Source organism: Enterobacter sp. 237C8 (assembly GCF_034106865.1).
In the GTDB taxonomy this organism is placed as follows: domain Bacteria; phylum Pseudomonadota; class Gammaproteobacteria; order Enterobacterales; family Enterobacteriaceae; genus Enterobacter; species Enterobacter asburiae_B.
Genome location: NZ_JAWNDF010000001.1, coordinates 1,315,126 through 1,338,891 on the forward strand (window position 1 = coordinate 1,315,126; position 23,766 = coordinate 1,338,891).

The 23,766-nt window shown below is 55.2% G+C and carries 21 protein-coding genes; 11 read left to right on the forward strand and 10 right to left on the reverse strand.

Annotated elements, in window-relative coordinates; translation table 11 throughout:
- Positions 1-7: 7 nt before the first annotated feature.
- Together USF70_RS06430 and USF70_RS06435 are read left to right on the forward strand one after the other, a co-directional pair.
- A complete protein-coding gene (locus USF70_RS06430) occupies positions 8-2,188 on the forward strand; it encodes a type I secretion system permease/ATPase (protein WP_320735419.1) in 2,181 nt (726 codons plus the stop codon).
- Complete coding sequence (locus USF70_RS06435; protein WP_320735420.1) at positions 2,185-3,360, forward strand: HlyD family type I secretion periplasmic adaptor subunit; 1,176 nt, start codon at positions 2,185-2,187, stop codon at positions 3,358-3,360. Before USF70_RS06430 ends, USF70_RS06435 begins: the two co-directional genes overlap by 4 nt.
- A gap of 35 nt (positions 3,361-3,395) precedes the next feature.
- Here USF70_RS06435 and USF70_RS06440 read toward each other — a convergent pair whose 3' ends face one another.
- Positions 3,396-4,280 carry a hypothetical protein gene (locus USF70_RS06440; protein ID WP_033145482.1) on the reverse strand — a complete coding sequence of 295 codons (885 nt, stop codon included), beginning with the start codon at positions 4,278-4,280 and terminating at the stop codon, positions 3,396-3,398.
- A 276-nt stretch (positions 4,281-4,556) separates the two neighbouring features.
- On the opposite strand from USF70_RS06440, the gene USF70_RS06445 reads away from it, so the two are divergent.
- The gene (locus USF70_RS06445) at positions 4,557-6,020 is read left to right on the forward strand and encodes an EAL domain-containing protein (RefSeq protein ID WP_320735421.1); all 1,464 of its coding nucleotides are present in this window, start codon (positions 4,557-4,559) and stop codon (positions 6,018-6,020) included.
- 28 nt (positions 6,021-6,048) lie between these two features.
- On the opposite strand, the gene USF70_RS06450 is transcribed toward USF70_RS06445, so the two are convergent.
- From USF70_RS06450 to USF70_RS06460, 3 genes are all read right to left on the reverse strand, one after another.
- Positions 6,049-6,321 (reverse strand): DUF883 family protein, encoded by a 273-nt coding sequence (locus USF70_RS06450; RefSeq protein WP_048977815.1) that lies wholly within the window; start codon positions 6,319-6,321, stop codon positions 6,049-6,051.
- A 119-nt stretch (positions 6,322-6,440) separates the two neighbouring features.
- Positions 6,441-7,109 carry an epoxyqueuosine reductase QueH gene (locus USF70_RS06455; protein WP_023335645.1) on the reverse strand — a complete coding sequence of 223 codons (669 nt, stop codon included), beginning with the start codon at positions 7,107-7,109 and terminating at the stop codon, positions 6,441-6,443.
- A gap of 124 nt (positions 7,110-7,233) precedes the next feature.
- Positions 7,234-7,710, reverse strand: a complete 477-nt coding sequence (locus tag USF70_RS06460; RefSeq protein WP_096149883.1) for a GNAT family N-acetyltransferase — start codon at positions 7,708-7,710, stop codon at positions 7,234-7,236.
- A gap of 93 nt (positions 7,711-7,803) precedes the next feature.
- On the opposite strand from USF70_RS06460, the gene USF70_RS06465 reads away from it, so the two are divergent.
- A complete protein-coding gene (locus USF70_RS06465) occupies positions 7,804-8,730 on the forward strand; it encodes a LysR family transcriptional regulator (RefSeq protein WP_320735422.1) in 927 nt (308 codons plus the stop codon).
- A 51-nt stretch (positions 8,731-8,781) separates the two neighbouring features.
- On the opposite strand, the gene USF70_RS06470 is transcribed toward USF70_RS06465, so the two are convergent.
- On the reverse strand, positions 8,782-9,648 hold the full coding sequence (locus USF70_RS06470) for an AraC family transcriptional regulator (protein ID WP_167819246.1): 867 nt from the start codon (positions 9,646-9,648) through the stop codon (positions 8,782-8,784).
- 224 nt (positions 9,649-9,872) lie between these two features.
- Between USF70_RS06470 and USF70_RS06475 the strand changes: the two genes are divergently transcribed.
- Positions 9,873-10,178: a nitroreductase gene (locus USF70_RS06475; protein WP_320735600.1), complete on the forward strand. Its 306-nt coding sequence runs from the start codon at positions 9,873-9,875 to the stop codon at positions 10,176-10,178.
- Between the two features lie 121 nt (positions 10,179-10,299).
- Here USF70_RS06475 and USF70_RS06480 read toward each other — a convergent pair whose 3' ends face one another.
- Complete coding sequence (locus tag USF70_RS06480; RefSeq protein WP_320735423.1) at positions 10,300-11,214, reverse strand: LysR family transcriptional regulator; 915 nt, start codon at positions 11,212-11,214, stop codon at positions 10,300-10,302.
- 169 nt (positions 11,215-11,383) lie between these two features.
- Here USF70_RS06480 and USF70_RS06485 point away from each other — a divergent pair, with 169 nt between their 5' ends.
- The 6 genes from USF70_RS06485 (at position 11,384) to USF70_RS06510 (ending at position 18,177) form a co-directional block, all read left to right on the forward strand.
- The gene (locus USF70_RS06485; RefSeq protein ID WP_214538384.1) at positions 11,384-12,706 is read left to right on the forward strand and encodes an amidohydrolase family protein; all 1,323 of its coding nucleotides are present in this window, start codon (positions 11,384-11,386) and stop codon (positions 12,704-12,706) included.
- Between the two features lie 66 nt (positions 12,707-12,772).
- Positions 12,773-13,972 carry an arabinose transporter gene (locus tag USF70_RS06490; RefSeq protein WP_320735424.1) on the forward strand — a complete coding sequence of 400 codons (1,200 nt, stop codon included), beginning with the start codon at positions 12,773-12,775 and terminating at the stop codon, positions 13,970-13,972.
- Between the two features lie 55 nt (positions 13,973-14,027).
- Complete coding sequence (locus USF70_RS06495; RefSeq protein WP_320735425.1) at positions 14,028-14,798, forward strand: SDR family NAD(P)-dependent oxidoreductase; 771 nt, start codon at positions 14,028-14,030, stop codon at positions 14,796-14,798.
- Between the two features lie 101 nt (positions 14,799-14,899).
- The gene (locus USF70_RS06500; RefSeq protein WP_003857256.1) at positions 14,900-15,175 is read left to right on the forward strand and encodes a metal/formaldehyde-sensitive transcriptional repressor; all 276 of its coding nucleotides are present in this window, start codon (positions 14,900-14,902) and stop codon (positions 15,173-15,175) included.
- A gap of 31 nt (positions 15,176-15,206) precedes the next feature.
- Complete coding sequence (locus USF70_RS06505; RefSeq protein ID WP_033146534.1) at positions 15,207-16,325, forward strand: S-(hydroxymethyl)glutathione dehydrogenase/class III alcohol dehydrogenase; 1,119 nt, start codon at positions 15,207-15,209, stop codon at positions 16,323-16,325.
- A gap of 160 nt (positions 16,326-16,485) precedes the next feature.
- On the forward strand, positions 16,486-18,177 hold the full coding sequence (locus USF70_RS06510; protein WP_320735426.1) for a methyl-accepting chemotaxis protein: 1,692 nt from the start codon (positions 16,486-16,488) through the stop codon (positions 18,175-18,177).
- Positions 18,178-18,266: 89 nt separating this feature from the next.
- Here USF70_RS06510 and USF70_RS06515 read toward each other — a convergent pair whose 3' ends face one another.
- The 4 genes from USF70_RS06515 to USF70_RS06530 form a co-directional block, all read right to left on the reverse strand.
- The gene (locus USF70_RS06515; RefSeq protein WP_320735427.1) at positions 18,267-20,648 is read right to left on the reverse strand and encodes a glucose/quinate/shikimate family membrane-bound PQQ-dependent dehydrogenase; all 2,382 of its coding nucleotides are present in this window, start codon (positions 20,646-20,648) and stop codon (positions 18,267-18,269) included.
- Between the two features lie 637 nt (positions 20,649-21,285).
- Positions 21,286-22,209 carry a LysR substrate-binding domain-containing protein gene (locus USF70_RS06520; protein WP_033145495.1) on the reverse strand — a complete coding sequence of 308 codons (924 nt, stop codon included), beginning with the start codon at positions 22,207-22,209 and terminating at the stop codon, positions 21,286-21,288.
- A gap of 181 nt (positions 22,210-22,390) precedes the next feature.
- Positions 22,391-23,275 (reverse strand): SDR family oxidoreductase, encoded by an 885-nt coding sequence (locus tag USF70_RS06525; protein WP_182932019.1) that lies wholly within the window; start codon positions 23,273-23,275, stop codon positions 22,391-22,393.
- A gap of 64 nt (positions 23,276-23,339) precedes the next feature.
- Positions 23,340-23,729 (reverse strand): YdeI family stress tolerance OB fold protein, encoded by a 390-nt coding sequence (locus USF70_RS06530; protein ID WP_087822554.1) that lies wholly within the window; start codon positions 23,727-23,729, stop codon positions 23,340-23,342.
- Positions 23,730-23,766 lie beyond the last annotated feature (37 nt).

The following is a 23,766-nucleotide window of genomic DNA, read 5'->3' on the forward strand; positions in this document are numbered from 1 at the left end:
TAGCATTATGAAGACACATCCACAGTACGAACCCTGGCTGCAGGGCATGCTCATCATCGCGAAACACTACCGGCTGGACTTTTCGGCGGAGCATGTTCGGGTCACGATTAACCATGAAAGCCAGTCTCCGCGCCAGCTGGTGCTGGAGGAGATGGCGCGCCAGCTTGGGCTGGGGATGCGTATGGTGGCGGCTGAAGCGGTATCCCTCGATCCGTGGCGCCTGCCGCTGCTGGCGGAATTCACCGGCGGACAAATCGCGGTCATTAACCGCATGGACAGCGAAGGCAACGTCAGCCTGCAGTTTAGCGGCGACGCGGGGCTGGAGACGACGCTGACGCGTGACGAACTCGGGGCGCGGTTAAAGGGGCTGATGGTGTTGCGCCCGCTCGAATCCACGCCGGATGCCCGCGTGGACGACTACATCAAACCCTATGAGAAAAACTGGTTCTGGCAGCTGGCGCTGAAGGACTGGCGACGCTACAGCGACATTATGCTGGTGGCGCTGGTCGCCAACGTGCTGGCGCTCTCCGGCATGGTCTTCTCCATGCAGGTGTACGATAGGGTGGTACCGTCGCAGTCGGAAGCCACGCTGTGGGTGCTGTTTGGCGGCGTGATGATTGCCATCGTGTTCGAATTCATCATGCGCATGCTGCGCGTGCATATTTCTGACGTGGTGGGGAAGCGCGCCGACCTGCGCATTTCTGAACGCGTGTTTGCCCACGCGCTGCGGATTAAAAACGGCGCGCGTTCCAAATCGACCGGATCCTTTATCGCCCAGATCCGCGAGCTGGAGTCGGTGCGCGAGCTCATTACCTCGACCACCATTGCGGCGATTTCCGATCTGCCGTTCTTCCTGCTGTTCGTCTTTATTCTGTGGATGATTGGCGGCCCGCTGGTGCTGGTGGTCCTGCTCGCCGTGCCGCTGCTGCTCATCCCCGGCCTGCTGGTGCAGCGCCCGCTGGGGAAACTCTCCAGCGAAGGGATGCGTGAATCCGCCATCCGTAACGCCACGCTGGTGGAAGCGGTGCAGGGCATTGAAGACATCAAGCTGATGCGCGCCGAGCAGCGTTTCCAGAACCAGTGGAATAACACCAACGACGTTGCCGCCAGCGTCGGCATGAAGCAGCGCTGGCTGACGGGGTTACTGCTGACCTGGACTCAGGAGGTGCAGTCCATCGTCTACGCGGTGGTGCTGCTGGTGGGCTGTTACCTGGTCATCAGCGGCGACATGACTACCGGTGCGCTGGTGGGAACCTCGATTCTGGCGTCGCGCACCATCGCGCCGCTGTCGCAGATCTCAGGCGTGCTGTCGCGCTGGCAGTCGGCAAAAGTGGCCCGCAAGGGGCTGGACGACCTGATGCAGCGCCCGATTGACGATCCGCAGCACGGCAAGAAGGTGCACAAAGCCCACCTGCGCGGCGACTATGCGCTTGAGGACGTCGGGTTTTATTACGACGAGGAAGAAAAACTCACCGTGCTCAATATCGGCAAGCTGCAGATCCGCGCCGGAGAGCGCGTGGCGGTGCTTGGGCGCAACGGCTCCGGTAAAAGCACGCTGCTGCAGCTGCTGGCGGGCATGCAGGAGCCGCAGCAGGGCAGCATCCTGCTCGACGATATCGCCCTCAATCATCTGGACCCGGCCGACCTGCGCCGCGACATGCAGCTGCTCAGCCAGCAGGCCCGGCTGTTCTTTGGCTCCGTGCGGGACAACATCCTGATGGGGAACCCGTTAGCCACCGACGATGAGATTCATCAGGCGCTGGTTAACAGCGGCGCGCTGGAGTTTGTGCGCAAGCAGAAAATGGGGCTGAACTACATCATCAACGAGGGTGGGGCGGGCCTGTCCGGTGGGCAGCGTCAGGCGCTGCTGCTGGCGCGAGCCCTGATTACCTCGCCGACTATCCTGCTGCTGGACGAGCCTACGGCCTGGCTGGACGAAATGAGCGAGAAGCAGTTTATTCAGCATCTTCACAAATGGCTGGGTAAACGCCGGACGCTGGTCGTGGCGACGCATCGCCTGCCGATCCTGGACCTGGTCGACCGCATCATCGTGCTGGAAAACGGCAAGGTGGTGATGGACGGCCCGCGCGATGCGATACTGCACCAGCACGGCATGGCGCCGCAGAAAGCCCCGCAGCGCACCGTGACCATGAAGCCAGCGGCGGTTGCAGAGGAGGGCGCGGCATGAATGATTTCTCTCGTTTCAATAGCCGACTGAAGGAGCCACGCCTGCCGCGCTCGTCGCTGGTGGCATGGTCCCTGTTCCCCCTGCTGGCGGTGTTTATCGCCTGGGCAAGCCTGTTCCATCTGGATGAAGTGACGACCGGCAGCGGCAAGGTCATACCGTCTTCGCATGAGCAGGTCATCCAGTCTCTGGAAGGCGGCATCATTCACAGCCTGATGGTGCGCGAAGGCGACATCGTGGAACGCGGGCAGCAGCTCGCGCAGCTAGACCGGACAAAAACCGAGTCAAGCGTGCTGGAGAGCGAGTCTCGCCTGAATGCGGCGCTGGCAACCGCTGCGCGCCTGAAGGCCGAGGTGAACGACTCGGAGCTCGCGTTTCCGGAGGAGCTGGATGACGACGTTGAGCTGGTCAAACAGGAAACGGCGCTTTACCAGTCCCGTCGTGAAAGCCTCGAAAAAGGGCTGGCCGGGTTGCGTCAGGGCGCCGAGCTGGTGCAGCGCGAGCTGTCGTTAACTCGTCCTCTGGTGACCCAGGGGGCGGCCAGCAAGGTTGAGGTGTTACGTCTTGAGCGTCAAAAAAATGAGCTTGAGAACAAAATCACCGAGATGAAAAACCAGTATTACGTTCGCGCCCGTGAAGAGCTGGCAAAAGCCAATGCGGAGATTGAGGCCCAGCGTTCGGTGATGAAAGGGCGTGAGGACTCCCTGACCCGGCTGACCTTCAATGCCCCGGTTCGCGGGATCGTGAAGGATATTGACGTCACGACCGTGGGAGGCGTTATTCCGCCGAACGGCAAGCTGATGAGCCTTGTCCCGCTTGACGATCAGATGGTGGTCGAAGCGAAAATCTCGCCGCGCGATGTGGCGTTTATTCATCCCGGCCAGAAAGCGCTGGTGAAAATTACGGCCTATGACTACTCCATTTACGGCGGGCTGGAAGGGGAAGTGACCATGATTTCGCCGGACACCCTGCAGGATGAGGTGAAAAGGGATGTCTATTACTATCGCGTCTATATCCGTACCGACAGTAACCATCTGACCAATAAGCAGGGTCAGGAATTTCCGGTCTTTCCGGGCATGATTGCCACCGTTGATATTAAAACCGGCAGCAAAACCATTCTGGATTATCTGTTGAAACCGCTGAACAAGGCGAAAGAGGCGCTGCGGGAACGATAGGGGAATGGCGTTCGGAACTCCGAACGCCTGCTGGATTATACGGTTGACGTCACGTTGTGAGCGTGGCGTCGCTCTTTAGGCACAACGTTGATGTAATGCGTAACATACGCAAAATATAAACCGGCATAATTTTCGACAAGGTCGATAAACGCCGGGTATATCGACATCCGACCATCACCACGATCTTTAAGATAACCCGCCTCTTGTGCCGATTTGACAATTCGGTTGACGTGGATGCGCGAAACAAAAAATTCCTTTGCGAGCGTGCTGGCTGAATAGTCAATGACCGCACCGTGAGCGGATTTATTTTTCATGGCCTGCAGATAGATATAAAGCATAATCATGCGGCCGCCATCTTTATCAATAAATAACCCCACCTCAGGTAACACCTTTCTGAACGTTAATCCCCGGAAAAGATATTCAGCCGCGCGGCGGAAAAAGTTGTTTCTCAAAATATCATTATCCAGCAGGTTAACATTAATATTAAATGCCGGATAAAGAATGCTGACGGGCAAAAAAGCGCCGGACATATAGCGCTTAAGTTCATTGAGTCCTTTTTCGGTTGGCGCGATTCTCGTTTTGCGTCGGTCATCCGTGCAGCGCCAGGTCCTGATGCGCCCGGTGGTTCTCAGTATCGTAATGATCGCAATCACGCTGTTGGGGCTGGCTATTTTATAGCGAGAGCATAACTCTTTAATCTCTGAAACTGACTCGGCCTGATTTCCAAAAATAAAACAACACATGGAGAGGATAATGTTAAACCGTGATTCCTGCAGCATTGTCTTGTAGAACAAAGGTTGTTTTTTGTAGATGGTGTCATTAATTGTGTAGTGCTCTAATATTGCCTCACCGAATCGCGGATTGTTCTTTATAACATCCCTTCGATGTAGCAAGGCCCTGGATGAGATGTGATTATCCATAGCATTTTTCTCGTATTTGAATGAGCCGATAGATGAAGTGTCCACTCTTCTTTTTCGGAATTTTCATTATACCCTGAGAATAAGATATTTGCCGTTGTTATTTGCAAAGAAAAGTATATTTAAACGACGGTGATTAACGCAAAGATGTTCCTGTGAGTTCAGCGGATAACTGTTTCTTACCCTGAGGCTGTACTGTAAAATTAATGTTTATAACAGGTGCGTTAAATTTTACGTATTCACAAATGGAAATGGCGCCTCAGTGCCCAGGAGCAGTTTATGACCCACACAATTTCTCTCAGAAATGAGGCGTGCGATGAACATAAATTTGTCATCTCCGCCTGCGGTTTTACGTTCCAGGGATATCGTCTGATCCTTAACCAGTACGGAATACAGGCTTCGCATATTCACTTTGACGGGGATGAGGTATCCCAACAGGATCTTGAAAATATCCTTATAAATCAGAGTGCTCATATTGTGGTGTTTCTCGGAAAAGGTATCGTCAGCCTCCTGGAGAGCCTGAAGAGACTGGCGTCCGTACTCAATGCACTTCCCGTGATTCGACGCGTCACCCTGTATGGCGACCTGCCGGATAGCTGGCTATATCGCACCCTGGGCACTCTTTTAAATAATAGTTATCAATTATCATTGATTCGACTGGCCCGCGTTTCAGATGTCATAACCTGTATTCATACACACCATCATGTTTTTAAAGATCGTTCGTACGTATTACGCGATCGCTACAAGGATAATTCTTCGCAAGAAACCGTAAAGTGGCTAACAAAAAGAGAAATTGACGTTTTATTAAATTTCTACCGCGGCATGTCCGTAAAAGAAATGTGCGACGAAATGGGGCTTTCTAATAAAACGGTTTATACCCACCGTAAGGAAGGCGTGCTGAAATTACGCTTAATTAAGCGGTGGCTAAACGATTCGCACAATTTCAGCGCGGAAAGACGTATCAAGCGGCGGAACCAAAATACGGATTTTACGGATAAAGAATCAGAAATTTTTAATTCATTATATAAAAAAGAGATCTTCCCCGCTTATCAGATCATTACCGATCGTGACAAAAAGGGCGTAGGCTTTGAGATACTGATCCGCTGGAATAAAAACGGTAAAATTGTCAAGCCGGCCAGTTTTCTGACGGATATTTCAAACCATGAGATATGGTTGAAAATAACGGCGTTAGTCATCCATGCCGCCGTGTCCGGGATTAATAAGTATAACGGTAAATACTATTTTTCTGTGAATATTCCGCCTCGTCTGGCTTCCGGAAATGCATTACCTGATATGGCAAAGAAAGCTATCGACATGCTGCTCAAGCCGCAGTGGGCCGAAAAGCTGGTCTTTGAATTTGCTGAAGATATTGACGTGACGAAGGACAAAAGGATCCCTGAAACCATGCGGCATTTGCGTAATACGGGGTGTCGATTATTTCTGGATGACTGCTTCTCTAACCATCAAACCATGTTCCCGGTGCGGCAGGTGCATTTTGATGGACTCAAGCTGGATCGCGACATCGTTGAGCATTTTGTGGCAAACGACAATGACTATAACCTGATTAAAGCGATACAGATTTATAGCGACATGACCGGAACGGACTGTATTGCCGAGGGGGTTGATAGTGAAGAAAAGTTTGAAAAATTAGTCGCGCTGGGCGTCAAAAATTTTCAGGGGTATTATTTATCGCGCGCAGTGAAAGAGGAAGAGTTAGACCGCATGGTCAGAATGTTTAGCTAAGAAAAATAAAGCCCCGAAGGGCCTTTTATTATTTTCGACCGAGCAGCAGGCCGAGAACAATACCGACCGCACCCGCTGCGACGAGGCCGGTGAGGGGATTATTTCTGACAGCTTCAGTGACGTCGGAAACGGCATCGCTGGCCTGCGCGGCATATTTTCTGGCCGCACCTTTTACCTGATGCTTTGGTGAATCAACGAATTCACCAAACTGCTGCTGCGCGGAACCTGCAAGCTCGTCAAATTTATTTTTTGCTTTATCTTCAGCAAACTGGGTGTTTTTATCAGTACCGAAATCAGACATTTTTGCCTCCTTTTGTTGATTATTAAAGGATAGCCGCTCTTTGTGGATGTGGGAGACGTTAGGCTAAATTCGGTACATATCAGGGCTGTTTTCGGATATATCTCTATACCGGGAACCCGTTATTTCTCATTGTCATCCTGACCGTAATACAGTTTCCCTATGCGAATCAGCGGGCGGCCCTGAGACTTACGATGCAGGTTACTGTCCCTGAGCGAATAAACGCACCCGCAGTATTCCTGCTGGTAAAACTGCTCCCGCTTGCTGATCTCAATCATGCGAGAGGAGCCGCCCTGTTTACGCCAGTTATAGTCCCAGTAAACCATACCCGGATAGCGCGCGGCAGCACGCTGGCCGCAGTCATTTATCTGCTGCATGTTTTTCCAGCGGGAGATCCCCAGCGAGCTGCTGATGACGCTGAATCCATTTTCTGCCGCATAGAGCGCCGTACGCTCGAAACGCATATCGAAGCACATGGTGCAGCGGACGCCACGCTCGGGTTCCCATTCCATGCCTTTCGCACGCTCAAACCAGTTATCTGTATCGTAATCGGCATCAACAAACGGCACGCCGTGTTTTTCCGCAAAGCGAATATTCTCCTCCTTACGAATGAGGTATTCCTTTTGTGGATGGATATTGGGGTTGTAGAAGAAAATCGTATAGTCAATCCCCGAAGCCTGGATAGCCTCCATCACTTCACCCGAGCAGGGGGCGCAGCAGGAGTGCAACAGCAGCTTGTCGGCACCGTCTGGCAGGGAAAGTTGTGGGCGGATAAAAGGGGCTGTCGTCATGGCGTTCTGCAATATGTTTATGAAATTTATGGAAGGGTAGCATAAATTCATCATCTGTTGAGACGGGATTAAGGCAGGTCAGAGCGACCCCGCGGGGCGGGATCATCTCGGGTACCACGTGTCGCTATTCGGCAAAATTCAGCAGCGCGTCGCCATCAAGACGATAGCGAACCCATTCGGACTGCGGCAGCGCGCCTATGCTCAGGTAAAAATCAATGGCGGGCTGGTTCCAGTCCAGCACGCTCCATTCAAGGCGGCCGCACTGCCGTTTTACCGCGAGCTGCGCGATATGTTTCAGCAGCGCTCTTCCCGCGCCTTTACCGCGATACTCCGGGGATACGTACAGGTCTTCCATGTAAATCCCGTTACGTCCGAGCCAGGTCGAATAGCTGGTGAAGAACACGGCATAGCCGGCAGTCTTGCCTTCACACTCCGCGATCAACGCTTCGGTTTTTGTGCCTGCGCCAAAGAGCGTTTCGCGGATCTCCTCCGGCGTGGTAACCACTTCTTCCGGCGCTTTTTCATACACCGCCAGCTCGTAGATCATGGCGTATATTGCCGCCGCATCTTCGGGGCGGGCCTGACGAATGGTGATGCTCATTATTTTCCCTGTGTTTTAGCCTGTGTTTCGATTGATGGCGTTAAGCATACGGAGTATTGTCCGAAGAATTAAGTGCAATGAAATCAACAAAAGATGAATATTATGCATCCGGTACTGAGGCGTCTTGATTTAAACCTGCTGCCCGTTTTCGACGCGATTTACCGCCATCGTTCCGTTCGGCTGGCCGCTGATGAGCTGGCGATGAGCACATCGGCACTGAGCCATGCGCTGTCGCGTTTGCGCATCACCCTTAATGACCCGCTCTTTTTTCGGGAAGGGCATCGCATGTCCCCCAGCGTGTATGCCTCTCAGCTTGCGCCTTCCATTGCTTCCGCATTGTCGTTCCTCAATCATGAGCTGACCCCGCAGCCGGAGTTTGACCCGGCCAGCAGTACCGAAAGCTTACAAATTGGGATTACGGACTTTACCGCGCTGTGCATTTTCCCGGCGCTGATGCACAAACTGCAGCTTGCTGCCCCGGGTTTGCGTTTCGAATTGCGCTATCTGCCGCACAGCCCGGCGCTGACGGAACTGCTGGCGGGCGAAGTGGATCTCGCGCTGGGTTTCAGCACTCAGGATGATATCCGGCACCCGGAGCTGGAAGAGATCGACTGGTTTGAAGATGAGTATGTGGTCATCGGCAACGCGCGCCGGACGCGTCTGACGCTGGAGGATTATCTCGCGGCCCGACATCTGGTGGTGACGCCATGGAATGAGAAGCAGGGCGTTCTGGACGTGCGGCTCGAACAGCTGGGCTATACCCGACAAATCGCGATCAAAACGCCGTCGATGCTGAGCGCGCCGTTTATCGTTGCCGAAAGCGACCTGCTGATGGCGATCCCCCGTTTTGCCGCTGAGAAGCTGGCTGCGGCAGCGGACCTGAGGATTTTTCCTTTACCGTTTTCGATACGCACGTTTGAAGTGAAAATTTACTCGCATAAACGCAGCGGCCAGCGGGGCGCAACGCGCTGGCTTAAGGATGAGCTGCAAACGCTGGCGCAGGCTGGCAGGGAACCGTAGGCCGGGCAAGCGCTGTGCCGCCCGGCAGAAATGGCGGTCAATAAGAGATAGTCACTTTAACGGCAGGTAGATATCGGTTTGCAGCGCATGTTCCGGCACTTCGTGAATAAAGTTGAGGTAGTGGAAAAATACCGGGGCGTCGCGCAGCGTTTCGCCGCTGGCCGGTAGCCAGTCGCGAAACATCGCCCACACCGTGGCGGAAATGGTATCCAGAGACCCCGTGTGACGGCCAACAGCGTAACGTCCGCCGTCGATTTCGCCACTGCAAACCCCGAATTCATTTTCTGGTATCGCTTCAGAGATACTGCCGCAGATATCGAAACGAAAGGCGTCTGCGGGTGTGGTTGCCGGGTCATCCCAGGCAATACCAAACGTGCTGCTTTCGTGTACTGGCGATAGGCCCGTGGTTTTACGCCATGCAATAAATTTCGCCGCGCTGTCATTAACCCGATCCGGGCTACCACGGTGCTGCAGCATTGCCACTTGGGTCTGTGGGAAATCAACAATTTTAATTTCCATCGTTTTTTGCTCCTGGAAGGTCATTTTCGGTACGCGCTGGTGCCAGTTCAGCCAGTCCGGCTGCTGCCGAAACTGACGCGGGCTTTTTCCAAACGCGTTTCTGAAGGCGCGACTGAACGATTCAGGGCTCTGGAACCCGGCATCGAGCGCAATATCAATCACCTTATCCTGAGGATTAAACGCCAGTCGCCAGGACGCATGACGCAGGCGCAACCACTGAATATAGCGATACAAAGGCTGGCCGCTAAACGCCAGGAACTGCCGGTGAAAATGATAAGGCGAACAGCAGGCTAACGCGCTGAGCTTCTCCAGCGTAAGCGGTTCATCGAGATGTTGGGCGATATAGTCGCACACCGTCGTGAAGCGCTCGCGGTAAGCCGTTTTGATTGCATCGTACATTGCATCCTCCTGATGACCTACTTTGCCTCTCCGAACGTCCAAAATCCTGACCGATCTTGCTGATTATGGAGAGGGTAGACTGGCGGTATATCGTTGTGCGGCATTAATCGTTCCGTCGTACCTATGATACTGCTGAATGATGAATGAAGACTCACTTCCTATACTTATATTAGGTTTGTCATAATCCAAATTTTCTAAGCTACAAAATTTTATGAGAGGTAATGATGGAAAAGGACTTAAAGCCAGAACAAATCGAAATCATAAACCGTATTGTATTTGAGCAAATCGACAAGATGCAGGCCAGAGTAGCCGAAATAGTTGCTGAAACGGAGAGATCTACGCACCAGCAGCTGCAGGATTGCGGGATTGATATGACCGAATTTTATCCGGCTAATAAGGATTATTTGATGATGACTCTCGTTCAACACTTAATAGATCAAGTACATGGCGGCAATATGGTTCTTGCCCAAAAAATGATATCCATGGAAGCAAAACGGCTGAATATCAGCGTACATGTTGAGGCAGAGTAAATAATATCGAATAAGGGATAAATGAATGGGGTCATGTTTGTGAACAGACAAAGTTCGTGAGTATCGCTGAGGCTATCAGCTGCTCGCCGCTAAAGTGCGGCCAACAGCTGATAGTTTTTTTTCAGTTCGCTTCATGATTTGCGCAAATTTCAGCGCAAAATTCCATAAAGGCTTCGACAGCAGCGGGGGGCAGTCGACGAGATGGCCGCGTGATATACAGCGGATAGGTTTCGCCTGGCCATTCCGAAAAAAGTTCGATCAACACTCCGTCAGCGATCAATTGCGTAACGCTGAGTGAGAGTACCTGAGCAATGCCAACACCACTTACGCAGGATTGCACCATCAGGTCTACATCGGTTGTCGTCAAATGACCGTGAGTATCAATAGCCAGTACTTCGCGATCGCGACGGAATTCCCACTCAAACGGTTTCCCGCGGCGAGGATCGATATACTGAATACACTCATGCGTGACTAGTTCTTCAGGATGCGCAGGTCTACCATGCCGTTTCAGATATGCCGGTGATGCCACAGTGAGTACGCGCGTTTGAAAGAGCAATTTCGAAGAAATAGTTGAGGGGAGTTGCGGCCCGAAACGCACCGCAACATCTATACCCTCCGTCACAAGATCCCCCACGTCAGGCTGCTGCACTACTGTAAGTTCCAGTTCCGGGTGACGTTCGCGCAAAAGAGGCAGTTTCGGGGCCAAAATATAACGAGCGAAGATTGGATTAACGCTGACACGCAATGATCCTCGTACAGCAATGGCGGCACCGGATACGTAGCTTGCCGCAACCTCAATACCTTCAAGGTGTGGCGAGGCGCGCTCATACAAAGCCCGGCCTTCGTTCGTCAGGTTCATCGTACGCGTCGTACGGTTTAGCAAGCGCACTCCGAGCCTCTCTTCAAGACGATCTATCGATCGGCTTACGCCAGAAGCGGACAGTCCCAGCACCTCGCCAGCGCGACTGAAACTACCCGCCTCGACAACTGCGGCCAACACGCTCAATCCTGACAGTAGCCTTCCGTCAAAACTCATAGAGAATCACCTTTGAATTTATTCAAATATAATTTGCATAAAACTACCTTTATCAAAAATGGTGCGCAACCTATTGTGTCAGCCAATTCGTTGCCGGGCGCTATTTTACCTGTCTCCGGCTGGGCAAACCTCGCAACGAACGGCATCACTTAACCCTGAGGAATACGAAATGACAACGACGCGCACTCTTTTTAAAGGCGGCATCATCCTTACTCTGGATGCCGATATTCCCAACCTCTCCGTGGGCGATGTTCTCGTCCATGGCGACCGTATCGCAGCAGTGGGTCCGGAACTGCAGGCGGATGATGCCCAGGTGATCGATGCAGCTGACCATATTGTTATGCCCGGCCTGGTGGATGCTCACCACCATATGTGGCTTGGCGTGATGCGCCGCATGATGCCAAATGTCGACGATCTTTTTGCTTACATTGATGTGGTCGCAGAGAAACTGGGCAAACATTATCGTCCTCTGGACATGTACCTGAGTACCAGGCTCACGGCACTTGCCTCACTGGACGCTGGTATTACTACCATCATTGATGCCTGCCACAACTCGCGCAGCCCCGAGCATACTGATGCAGCATTAGATGCTCTAAAGGAAAGCGGCATCCGTGCGTTACATATGGTCGGTGCAGCAATGGATAAAGAAGCTTCGTCGGCGCATTTGCCTGCCGATTTGGAGCGACTGTCGCGAAGCTGGAATACAAATGACAGCCTGGTGCACGTTGGTCTGTTTGGTCAGCTCAATCTTGACTGGTGGAAGGTCGCGCGCAAACTCGACATGCGCATTCTGACCGAATTCATCGGCGATCTCGCCAATCTCGGCCCTGAGTTTGCCACGCCGGGCGTACTGGGCACACATAACATCTTCAACCACTGTTCAAGGGTTCCTCAGGATACGTGGAAGCTCCTGGCCGATTCAGGAGTGAACATCACGGTCAATCCACGGTCGGATGCGCTATTTGGCTTCGACGATGAAAGTTTTGCCTACCAGCAGGCTGTCGATCGCGGCTTGACCCCGGCACTGGGCATTGACCTTGATACTGCCTTTGGCAGCGATATGTTCGGGGAAATGCATGCTCTGTTCGGGCAACAGCGATCGGCTATGCGCTACCGTCGCTTCCGTGGTGAGGACAATGTGCCGTCTCCCATCACGGCCGAGGATGTCCTGAAAGCGGCAACGGTTAATGGCGCGCGTGCGGCCGGTTTGGAGGACCAGATTGGCACCCTTACGCCAGGCAAGCAGGCCGACATTATTATGGTTCGCACCAGCGGAGCCGCTGTTTTCCCGGTAACCAACGTCATTGGTACCGTCGTGCAGGCGATAGAGCGGTCTGATGTGGATACCGTGATGGTGGCCGGCCAGCTTCGTAAACGTGCGGGCAAGTTGGTGGATATTGATCTGGCGGCGCTCAGTACAGAGATAACCGTTTCTCGTGATTACCTGCTCAACGCCAGCGGCTATCACATCGATCTTTTTAAAGCATCCTGATGACAGAGCGGCCTGATACACCGGGCCGTTCAACCCTCTTAATCATATTTCATAAAGGATAATGACATGGGAGCCCTCGCCATAAAGCGGTTCGCGGAGGATAACACCCCGCGCGTCCTGCTTCCCCGCCCGGCAACGGGCGTTATTGCCGCACTTTTCTTTGGCTATCTGGCAGTCGGACTGCCGCTGCCGGTGATTCCATTGTTCATCCATGGCCATCTCGGCTTCAGCAACCTCGTGGTGGGACTGGCGATCGGCATCCAGTTTCTGGCCACCGTCCTGACCCGCGGCTATGCCGGACGGCTTACAGACCAGCAGGGCGGTAAACGTTCTGCTCTCCAGGGAGCAATCCTTTCAGCGATAGCAGGGGCGCTGTATTTGGTGGCTTCGGTAACGGATTTATCGCCTGCTGCAACCCTTTGCATTGTTATCGCAGGTCGTCTGATGGCCGGTTTTGGCGAAAGTCAGTTCGTGACGGGATGTGTCTCCTGGGCAATTGCTTCAGTTGGCCCTCAGCGCGCCGGTATGTCCATGTCCTGGACCGGCATCGCGATGTTCGCGGCGCTGTCGATTGGTGCTCCTGTTGGCATGGCGTTATATCAGCATTACAGCCTCGCAATGGCGATGATTGCCTGTATTGCTGCACCGATGTTGGCCGCTCTGGTTGTATTTTGTACCCCATCATATATATCGCCTGGAGGTCCGCGACTGCCATTCCATCGCGTAGTAGGGCGCATCTGGCGCGAAGGGCTGGGATTAATGCTGCAGGGCGTTGGGTTGTCAGGACTAACCGCTTTTGCCTCGCTGTACTTTGCGGCACATCACTGGCAGAACGCCGGCCTGGTGATGACTGCGTTTGGTCTGGGTTTTATTTTCGTTCGCCTCGCCCTGGGGCATCTGCCAGACCAAATAGGCGGCTATCGCGTTGCAGTTTGGTCACTGGTGGTTGAAGCGCTAGGCCAGGCAATGCTGTGGTTGGGTTCAAACGAATGGATGGCACTTGCAGGTGCTCTGGTTACCGGACTGGGCTGTGCGCTGGTTTTCCCCGCACTGGGCGTCGAAGCCTTAAGACGTGTTCCACAAGCCAACCGCGGCAGCGCAATGGGCGCATTCGTTGCATTTCTGGATGTCGCTTATGGAATCGCCGGGCCAGTCGCTGGCCTGATCGCCGGTCAGTTTAGTTATGCCGCTGTGTATCTGTCTGGTGCGGTCTGTGCGCTGCTGGGGGCGCTGATTGCGAGCGCGTCTCGCATGCAGCAATCCTGAATAAACATTCGAGCCGGCAGCGCTTGCTGTCGGTTTACTAATCTGGAGAAATTATATGTCACGCATTTTCATCTCCGGTTCGTCCACAGGCCTGGGTCTGATGGCAGCCGAACTGCTGGTTCAACAAGGACATCAGGTTGTGTTGCACGCGCGTAATGCGAACCGTGCAGAAGATGCCCAACGCGCCTTACCGCAGGCTGAAGCCGTCGTTGTCGGTGACCTGGAGACAATGGAAGGTGCCAGGCAAACGGCATCACGTGTCAACGCCCTGGGACGCTTCGATGCCGTCATCCAAAATGCTGCCGTTGGCTACAATGAAGCGTATCGCCTGACCCGCGACGGGCTGCCGCATGTTTTCGCGATCAACACGCTCTCGGCTTACATCCTCACCGCGTTGATTGAACGTCCACAGCGCCTCGTCTATCTGAGTTCGGGTATGCATCATCATGCCCGGGCAAACCTGGGTGATATTCTCTGGCGCAAACGTCGCTGGAATGGCTCAGACGCCTATGCGGAGAGCAAATTGCACGACGCTATGCTGGCTTTTGCTATGGCGCGTCGCTGGCGTGATGTGCGTAGTAACAGCCTCGAGCCTGGCTGGGTGCCGACAAATATGGGAGGGCCGCATGCCCCGGACGATATGGACCAGGCGCACCTGACCCAGGCCTGGCTTGCCGCCAGCCGTGATTCTGAGGCTGACGTAACGGGGAAATATTTCTACCACATGAAGCGCATGACGGCTAATCCGCAGGCGCACGACGTTGTATTGCAGGAGCGTCTCATTGATATTTGTACCGAGATTTCAGGGATAGCGCTGCCGGAGTAATACGTAACGTTAACGAAATGCGCATTAACCATAAAAAACAGAGTGTTTACATCTTAAGGATAAAATAGGTACCATACCCCCCTATAGTATCAGGAGGGCGTATGCCGCATTCACCCGAAGATAAAAAACGTATTCTTACTCGCGTCCGCCGCATTCGGGGTCAGGTTGATGCCCTTGAACGCGCGCTGGAGTCGGGCGACCCCTGTCTGGCCATCCTGCAGCAAATCGCCGCCGTGCGCGGGGCTGCCAATGGCCTGATGGGCGAAATGGTTGAAATTCACCTCAAAGATGAGCTGGTGACGGGAGAAACCACGCCGGATCAGCGAGCCGTACGCATGGCGGAAGTCGGTCATTTGCTGCGCTCTTATCTAAAATAAACCCACACACCTGACAAAAAGGGAAGACATGATGAAATCTCGCGCTGCAGTTGCGTTTGGTCCCGGCCAGCCGCTGAAAATCGTTGAAATCGACGTGGCACCGCCGAAGAAAGGCGAAGTGCTGATCAAAATCACCCATACCGGCGTGTGCCATACCGATGCGTTTACGCTCTCCGGTGACGATCCGGAAGGCGTCTTCCCGGCGGTGCTGGGTCATGAAGGCGGCGGGATTGTGGTGGAAGTGGGCGAGGGCGTGACCAGCCTGAAGCCTGGCGATCACGTTATCCCGCTGTACACCGCGGAGTGCGGCGAGTGTAAGTTCTGTAAATCCGGTAAAACCAACCTCTGCCAGGCGGTTCGCGCCACTCAGGGGAAAGGGCTGATGCCGGACGGTACCACCCGTTTCTCCTATAACGGCGAGCCTGTTTATCACTACATGGGCACCAGCACCTTCAGCGAATACACCGTTTGCGCGGAGATCTCGCTGGCGAAGGTGAACCCGCAGGCGCCGCTGGATAAAGTCTGCCTGCTGGGCTGCGGCGTGACCACCGGCATTGGCGCGGTGCATAACACGGCAAAAGTCAAAGAGGGCGACACCGTGGCGGTGTTCGGTCTCGGCGGCATTGGTCTGGCGGTGATTCAGGGCGCGGTGCAGGCGAAGGCCGGTCGTATCATCGCGGTCGACACCAACCCGGAGAAATTCAGGCTGGCGGGTGAAATGGGCGCGACCGATTTCGTTAACCCGAAAGATCACGAAAAACCGATTCAGGACGTCATCGTTGAGATGACCGACGGCGGCGTTGACTTCAGCTTCGAATGTATCGGCAACGTGAACGTGATGCGTTCCGCACTCGAATGCTGCCACAAAGGCTGGGGCGAGAGCATCATCATTGGCGTGGCCGGCGCGGGCCAGGAGATTAAAACCCGTCCATTCCAGCTGGTCACCGGTCGCGTATGGCGCGGTTCCGCGTTTGGCGGCGTGAAGGGCCGTACCCAGCTTCCGGGTATGGTTGAAGATGCTATGGTCGGCAAGATTCAGCTCGACCCGTTCATTACCCACCGCTTGCCGCTGGAGCAGATCAACGACGCGTTCGATCTGATGCACGAAGGAAAATCCATCCGTACCGTCATTCATTTCGGCGACAAGTAACTCTTCTGCCAGCGGTTTTTCACCGCTGGCGTTTCTTTAATAATCTTCTCTAAAGTGTGACCAGTGCGGCGTTTTTAGCCGTAATCTAAATCCCCACCGTGCCGATGACTATTTAACACGCATGTTTTTACGCATCTTACCTACAAGAGAGTCGACGGTCATGGACAACACTACTTCGATGCAGGCGCAGCGCAAGCTGAGCTTCTTGCATCACATCAGGCTGGTTCCGCTGTTTTCCTCCATTCTCGGTGGCATTATTCTTCTGTTCGCCTTGAGCTCGGGTCTGGCGGGGTATTTCCTGCTGCAGGCCGATAACGATCAGCAGGATGTCACGTCCGAAATTCAGGTGCGTATGGGGCTGTCGAACAGCTCAAACCATCTGCGTACCGCGCGTATCAATCTGATCCACGCCGGTGCGGCAAGCCGCATCGCGGAGATGGATGCGATGAAGCAGAACATCAGCGAGGCGGAAACGCGCATTAAGCAGTCCCAGGAGAGCTTTACCGCCTATATGAATCGTGCCGTGCGTACCGCTGAGGGGGCAGCGCTGGATGAGGATCTCAAGGCGCGGTACGACGCCTATATCGCGGGCATGCAGCCGATGGTGAAATTCGCCAAAAACGGCATGTTCGAAGCGATTATCAACCACGAAAACGAAACGGCGCGTCCGCTGGATGACGCTTACAACGCCGTGCTGCTGAAGGCGATTAAGATCCGTACCGAGCGTGCCAATGCGCTGACGGCGCAGGCGCACAGCCGCACGCAGCTGGGCCTGATGTTTATGATGGGCGCGTTTGCGCTGGCGCTGGTGCTGACGGCGATGACCTTTGTCGTGCTGCGCCGCACGGTAATCAATCCTTTGCAGCGTGCAGCGAAACGTATCGAGAATATCGCCAAAGGCGACCTGACGATGCCGGACGACGTGGCCGGGCGCAGCGAAATTGGCCGCCTGACGCGCGATCTGCAAACCATGCAGCACTCGCTTGAAAACACGGTGGGGACCGTACGTCAGGGGGCGGAGGAGATCTACCGCGGCACGAGCGAGATTTCTGCCGGTAACACCGATCTCTCTTCGCGCACCGAGCAGCAGGCCGCCGCCATTGAGCAAACCGCTGCAAGCATGGAACAGCTTACCGCGACGGTGAAACAGAATGCCGATAACGCCCATCATGCCAGCAAGCTGGCGGAAGATGCCTCCGGGAAAGCCAGCCGCGGCGGCCAGATGGTCTCAGGCGTGGTCAAAACCATGGGCAATATCTCCACCAGTTCGAAAAAAATCTCCGAGATCACCGCCGTCATCAACAGCATTGCGTTCCAGACCAATATCCTGGCGCTTAACGCGGCGGTTGAAGCGGCGCGGGCGGGCGAGCAGGGGCGCGGTTTTGCCGTGGTGGCAAGCGAAGTTCGAACCCTTGCAAGCCGCAGTGCGAATGCCGCAAAAGAGATCGAAAGCCTGATTAACGAATCGGTCTCGCTGATCGACCAGGGCTCCGGTGAGGTTGTGGCTGCCGGTAACACCATGAATGAAATCGTCGAAGCGGTTAAACGCGTGACCGACATCATGCTGGAGATTGCCGCCGCGTCCGACGAGCAGAGCCGCGGTATTGTGCAGGTGAGCCAGGCGATTTCTGAGATGGATAAAGTGACCCAGCAGAACGCCTCGCTGGTGGAAGAAGCCTCTGCGGCCGCCGCGTCTCTGGAAGAACAGGGCGCGCGTCTGACCGAGGCGGTCGGGGCGTTTCGTCTGAGCGGTACAAAGTCGGGCCGCGCGGTGACGTCTGCGCCAGTGGCGAAGAACGCGCCGTTGCGCCCGGCGGCGACGGTTTCCGGGGATAACTGGGAGACGTTCTGAGTTGTCGGCAGTGTCGGGTGGCGCTTCGCTTACCCGACCTACAAAATCTGACCTACAAAAAAGGGACCTTTCGGTCCCTTTTTCATATCTTATTGCTTATCGGGTAACGCGTACGCGATAACGTAATCACCGCGATCCGGCGACTGGCGAGCGCCCCCGGCGTTGATGATGATGTACTGCTTACCGGTTTTCGGCGACACGTAGGTCATCGGGCCGGACTGGCTGCCGACCGGCAGACGGTCTTTCCAGATCTCTTTCCCGGTGGCGGTATCAAACGCGCGCAGATAGAAATCCTGCGTGCCGGCGAAGAACAGCAGGCCGGACTGGGTAGAGAGTGATGAGCCCAGCGTCGGCATGCCGATTGGGATTGGCATGTGCATACGAATGCCCAGCGGCCCGGTATCTTCCACCGTGCCAACAGGCACCTGCCACACCAGCTTGCCGGTTTTCAGGTCAACGGCCGACATGGTGCCAAACGGCGGCTTCTGGCACGGAATGCCCAGCGGCGACAGGAAGCGTTCGCGCATCGCGCCGAACGGCGTGCCGTCCATCGGTACGATGCCCATCTCGATGCCGCTGGCGTTTTTCGCCACGTTAGCGCGCGGCACCATGTAGTTTGCCAGGCCCAGGCGCATATCGTTGACGAACATCAGGCTGTTGTTCGGGTCCACGGAGACGCTGCCCCAGTTCATCCCGCCGAGTGAGCCAGGGAACTGCAGGGAACGGTCGAGACCCGGCGGGGTGAAGACGCCCTGATGACGCATCTCTTTAAACTGAATGCGGCACAGCAGCAGGTCAACAGGCGTCGCCCCCCACATGTCGGATTCGGTCAGCGTCTGGTTGCCAATCATCGGCATGCCCACGGAATACGGCTGGGTCGGAGAGTAGCGTTCACCCTCAACGTTACCCGCCGGGACAGGACGTTCTTCTACCTTCGCCACCGGCTTGCCGGTTTCGCGGTTAAGCATGAAGATCATGCCCTGCTTGCTGGTCTGCACCAGCACGGGCGTGGTGCCGCCCTTACCGTCGGGCAGGTCGTACAGCAGCGGCTGGGAAGGCAGGTCAAAGTCCCACAGGTCGTGGTGGGTCGTCTGGAAATGCCAGCGCACCTGACCGGTGGTCGCGTCGACGGCGACGATGGAGGAACTGTACTTATCGTCCAGCGCGGTACGTTCGCCCGCCCAGAAGTCCGGGGTGGCGTTGCCGGTTGGCAGGTAGATCAGTTTCAGCTTAGCGTCGTAAGACATTGCTGACCAGACGTTCGGCGTGCCGCGGGTGTAGGTCTGGCCTTCCGGCGGCAGGCCGGTCAGTTTTGGATTACCCGGATCCCACGCCCACGCCAGTTTACCGGTGTGAACGTCGTAGGCGCGCACCACGCCCGGCGGTTCGCCGGTGGAGTAGTTATCCGCGACGCGACCGCCGACGACAACAACATTGCCTGCGACCAGCGGCGTGGAGGTCTGCTGATAATACCCGGGCTTGATCTCGCCCATGCCGACGCTCAGATCCACGGTGCCATGGTCACCGAAGTCTTCGCAGACCTTGCCGGTATCCGCGTTGATGGCAATCAGGCGGGCGTCGGTGGTCGGCAGGAACAGGCGGCGAGGGCATGCCGCAGGCTGTGTCTCTGTCTGTGACGTTGTCACGCTGGAATGGTCTTCAAAATAGCCCAGACCGCGGCAGCGCTGCCAGTTAGGCGCCGTGGCTTTGGAATCGTAGCGCCATTTTTCTTTGCCGGAATCCACGTCCAGCGCCAGCACTTTACTGTACGGGGTACAGACGTACAGCGTGTCGCCAATCTGCAATGGCGTGTTCTGATCTTCCGCGCCGGAGCCGTTGCTCTGCGGAATATCGCCTGTGTGCGCAACCCACGCGACTTTCAGATCGCGGACGTTTTGCTTGTTAATCTGGTCCAGCGCGGCGAAACGGTCGCCGTGGGTGGTATTGCCCCAGTGCGCCCAGTTCTTTTGCTGCTCGCCGGGGGCGACGGGTTTCACCGGAACGGGCTCGTTCGCTGCCACGAGGGTCTGCGGCTTAAACATCCAGCCCAGGCTGACCAGCATCGCCACCGCGAGCACGGCCGCGACGCCAAAAGCGGGAGCCTTGTTCGCGGCGCTGTGGTTTGCCGCGCGCAGGAAAGGCCAGACGATGGCGCAGAGGAAGGCCAGTACGGCAAAGGTAAACAGGCGAGAGAAGAGCGGCCAGAAATCCCAGCCCGCATCGCCTACCGCCCAGAACAGCGAGGCAATAAAGGCGATGCCGTAAAGTACGATCCCGCTGCTGCGATTGAGGAAAATCAGGATCGCGGCAATCACCATCACCACGCCCATTATCAGGAAGTATCCACTTCCGCCTACGGTGACGAGCTTAAAGCCCAGCCCGCCGACTGCCAGACCGATGAGCAACATCAGTCCGGCAAGGAGCCACTGCAGGATACGCGGTATCCCACGTGGCGCGCTGCCAAATGCCATTTCTGTCTCCTTAAGATCCCCCCGTCGTGCTGGGTGTGTACCAGTTGGGTAATAAATGCGGAGGGAAGAATGATTAATACGGGTGAATTCGGAGTTGTAAAATTATTTACGAACCATTTGGTGAATTCGTCGCTATGATAAAACTGTTAAATTGTTTTACGCAATTGTTAATGGATTATTCCGCATTAATTGATTAGCGCGCAAGACGGCCCCTCTCCCTTGAGGGAGAGGGCTGGGGTGAGGGGGAACATACGGCTGTGGTGGTCATTCCGTTCACTTTATGTTTCTTGCTACTCTGTAACGACATGGCCTGTGAACGTGCCAGGGCGGCTCAATCGCCACCCCCCTGGCAACCCGGGCTCCCGGCGGTAAATCGCCGCTTCGCGGTGCCCTCAGCTTATTCCTTCAGGCTATCGGGTCGGGCATGAGCCTGCATCCCTGCAGGCCACGCCCTCTCGGCGCATCCCTGCGCCTCGCCCCGGCCTTGCGGAAACGCTTCGGCGATTTACAGCCGGACCAGAGCGTCGCTGTAAGTTCTTCATTTTCCTGAGGCAATATTTATCGCTTCGGGTGGAAAAATGGCTGGTGAACCCTCGCCCCGTTGGGGAGAGGGTTAGGATGAGGAGGGCGAAAGTTGTCAGACCGGCATTGATTTACGAATAGCGCTCAGCAGCGTCTGCGCGCCCGTTGAAAGCGGCGTGTCTACGCGGGTCAAAATGCCGATAGGTTCACCGGGGCCGGGGGAGGTAATCGGCAGGGCGATCAGCGTTCCCTGGCGCAAATCGTCTTTCACCGCGCCGGAGGGGACGAACCAGACGTAGTCATAATCCAGCGTAAGCTGCCGCGAAAGCGAAGCCGACAGCGTTTCGATACATCCTGAGGGCAGCGTACACCCCTGCATTTGCAGCAAGGTTTCGGCGGTCTGGCGGGGAACGGTCCCTTTTGGGCAGACCACTACCGGCCACTCCATCACGCGGCTTAACGTGACCGTGTCCTGCAGCAGGGGGTGATCGGGACGAACCACCAGCTTCAGGGACTCCAGGAACAGCAGTTCATAGTTGAGGCCGCCCATCAGCTCAGGGTCGGACATGCGACCGATTCCGAGATCCAGTTCGCCGGATTTCAGCCCCGCGAGCAGCATGGTGTTATTCATGGTGGCGACCTGAATCGTGGTATGCCGCTGCTGCTTGTGGAACTGGCCGATAACGGGCGGAAGAATGCCCAGCGCCGCGGTAGGCAGAGCGCCCACGCGCACCACCTCACTGGATTGCTCTTCTTTTCGGTGCAGGGACTGGCCTGCGGTATTGAGCGCATCCAGCACTTTCACGGCGTGCGTGAGAAACTGTTCGCCCACGATGGTAAGCTGCGCCCCCAGCCGGCCGCGGTCAAAAAGACGGGCACCGGTCAGCTGTTCCAGCTCGTTGAGGGTTTTTGAGAGCGCAGGCTGGCTCAGATTGAGAGTTTCAGCCGCACGCCCCAGCGTTCCCTGTTGAGCGACGGCCACAAATGTATGCAAATGGCGCAAGCGTATGCGCTGACTGAACAGACCATTTTTTTCCATAGGCGATGTTAAAAACAGAGCGATGCGGGTGACAAGTTAAGTTGTTTAATTTTGATAACCTGATAGCAAAATATTTTTAACATTTGATCTGTTTGAGTTACAACATGTTTTTTGGCGGGGGAATAAAAGCGAACATCCTTGTTCATTTATTGCTCATTGCCGAGGAGTATCGTCTACCGGTTTAGATCACGCCGTCGCCGCCATCGGAGCACCACACCTGGCCGGACGTAAATGAACATTCATCCGAGGCCAGCGTGACGTACAGCGGGGCAATCTCGACGGGCTGACCCGGACGTCCCAGCGGGGTGTCGCCACCGAACTCCTTCACTTTTTCCATCGGCTGCCCGCCGCTGGACTGAAGAACCGTCCAGTAAGGGCCAGGAGCAACCGCGTTGACGCGAATGCCTTTCGGACCCAGCTGCTTGGCTAAGGATTTGGTAAACACCGCCAGACAGGCTTTCGTCTGGGCATAGTCCAGCAGCACGGGGCTGGGCTTCACCGCCTGAACGGAGGAGGTATTAATGATAACGGACGACGCTTTCAGGTGGCGCAGGGCCGCCTTGGTGATCCAGAACGGAGCGTAAACGTTGGTTTTAAACGTTGCGTCAAAATCTTCCGTGGTCAGTTCCTCAAGCGATTCACGGAACTGCTGGCGGCCGGCGTTGTTGACCAGAATGTCCAGCCCGCCCAGTCGCGACACGGCTTCTTCGACCAGATTCTGACAGAAGGTTTCGTCCCGGACGTCTCCCGGCAGCGCGATGGCCTTGCGGCCTTCCGCTTCGATCAGCTCGATGACCTCAGCGGCGTCTTTTTCCTCTTCGGGCAGGTAGTTAATGGCAACGTCAGCGCCTTCACGCGCATAGGCGATAGCGACCGCGCGACCAATGCCGGAGTCTCCGCCGGTAATCAGCGCTTTTTTGCCGGCCAGGCGGCCATGCCCTTTATAGCTTTGTTCCCCGTGGTCGGGTACGGGCTGCATTTCGGATGCCAGTCCCGGCGGCGTTTGCGGCTGTTCCGGGAACGGGGGCTGCGGGTAAGCGTTCGTACGTTGTTTAGTATCACTCATAGCTGACTCCTTAAGCCAAGGGGTGAGATTTGATGGATAACTGCAGCGTTAACGCTTCGCTGAATTATTTCTGCAAACGATCTACACGGACGACGGCAGGAGATGATTTTTTATCAAGCGAACCGTTGATACTGATCATCTGGTCGGGTTTTACCGTTCTGCCGTCGAAGACTGCCTGGGGAATAATAACGTCGATTTTTCCGGTTTTATCCTGAAATACAAACTTATCGCCGCTACCGTCAATAAGATTACCGCGTAATGAAATTGTCGCACCATCGTGCAATTCTTTTGCCTGCCTGATGGTCATAATACGCGCGTCGTCGGTTCCGCGATATCCGCTATCAAGCGCGTGGGGAGGCGGTGGCGCTTCGCCTTTTTGTAAACCCCCGTTATTATCTGCCCATGCGGCCGGAGCCAGAAATAACAATAAAGCGGAAATAAGTGATAATTTCATCCGATATCCTTCATTTTGCGTGTCTTGACTTATTAAG

Coding starts and splice junctions, on each gene's coding strand:
- USF70_RS06500 (WP_003857256.1), top strand. CDS start 14,900: ATGCCGCATTCACCCGAAGATAAAAAACGTATTCTTACTCGCGTCCGC.
- USF70_RS06445 (WP_320735421.1), top strand. CDS start 4,557: ATGACCCACACAATTTCTCTCAGAAATGAGGCGTGCGATGAACATAAA.
- USF70_RS06465 (WP_320735422.1), top strand. CDS start 7,804: ATGAATATTATGCATCCGGTACTGAGGCGTCTTGATTTAAACCTGCTG.
- USF70_RS06505 (WP_033146534.1), top strand. CDS start 15,207: ATGAAATCTCGCGCTGCAGTTGCGTTTGGTCCCGGCCAGCCGCTGAAA.
- USF70_RS06510 (WP_320735426.1), top strand. CDS start 16,486: ATGGACAACACTACTTCGATGCAGGCGCAGCGCAAGCTGAGCTTCTTG.
- USF70_RS06525 (WP_182932019.1), bottom strand. CDS start 23,275: ATGAGTGATACTAAACAACGTACGAACGCTTACCCGCAGCCCCCGTTC.
- USF70_RS06460 (WP_096149883.1), bottom strand. CDS start 7,710: ATGAGCATCACCATTCGTCAGGCCCGCCCCGAAGATGCGGCGGCAATA.
- USF70_RS06440 (WP_033145482.1), bottom strand. CDS start 4,280: ATGGATAATCACATCTCATCCAGGGCCTTGCTACATCGAAGGGATGTT.
- USF70_RS06530 (WP_087822554.1), bottom strand. CDS start 23,729: ATGAAATTATCACTTATTTCCGCTTTATTGTTATTTCTGGCTCCGGCC.
- USF70_RS06475 (WP_320735600.1), top strand. CDS start 9,873: ATGGAAAAGGACTTAAAGCCAGAACAAATCGAAATCATAAACCGTATT.
- USF70_RS06520 (WP_033145495.1), bottom strand. CDS start 22,209: ATGGAAAAAAATGGTCTGTTCAGTCAGCGCATACGCTTGCGCCATTTG.
- USF70_RS06435 (WP_320735420.1), top strand. CDS start 2,185: ATGAATGATTTCTCTCGTTTCAATAGCCGACTGAAGGAGCCACGCCTG.
- USF70_RS06485 (WP_214538384.1), top strand. CDS start 11,384: ATGACAACGACGCGCACTCTTTTTAAAGGCGGCATCATCCTTACTCTG.
- USF70_RS06495 (WP_320735425.1), top strand. CDS start 14,028: ATGTCACGCATTTTCATCTCCGGTTCGTCCACAGGCCTGGGTCTGATG.
- USF70_RS06430 (WP_320735419.1), top strand. CDS start 8: ATGAAGACACATCCACAGTACGAACCCTGGCTGCAGGGCATGCTCATC.
- USF70_RS06515 (WP_320735427.1), bottom strand. CDS start 20,648: ATGGCATTTGGCAGCGCGCCACGTGGGATACCGCGTATCCTGCAGTGG.
- USF70_RS06480 (WP_320735423.1), bottom strand. CDS start 11,214: ATGAGTTTTGACGGAAGGCTACTGTCAGGATTGAGCGTGTTGGCCGCA.
- USF70_RS06455 (WP_023335645.1), bottom strand. CDS start 7,109: ATGACGACAGCCCCTTTTATCCGCCCACAACTTTCCCTGCCAGACGGT.
- USF70_RS06490 (WP_320735424.1), top strand. CDS start 12,773: ATGGGAGCCCTCGCCATAAAGCGGTTCGCGGAGGATAACACCCCGCGC.
- USF70_RS06470 (WP_167819246.1), bottom strand. CDS start 9,648: ATGTACGATGCAATCAAAACGGCTTACCGCGAGCGCTTCACGACGGTG.
- USF70_RS06450 (WP_048977815.1), bottom strand. CDS start 6,321: ATGTCTGATTTCGGTACTGATAAAAACACCCAGTTTGCTGAAGATAAA.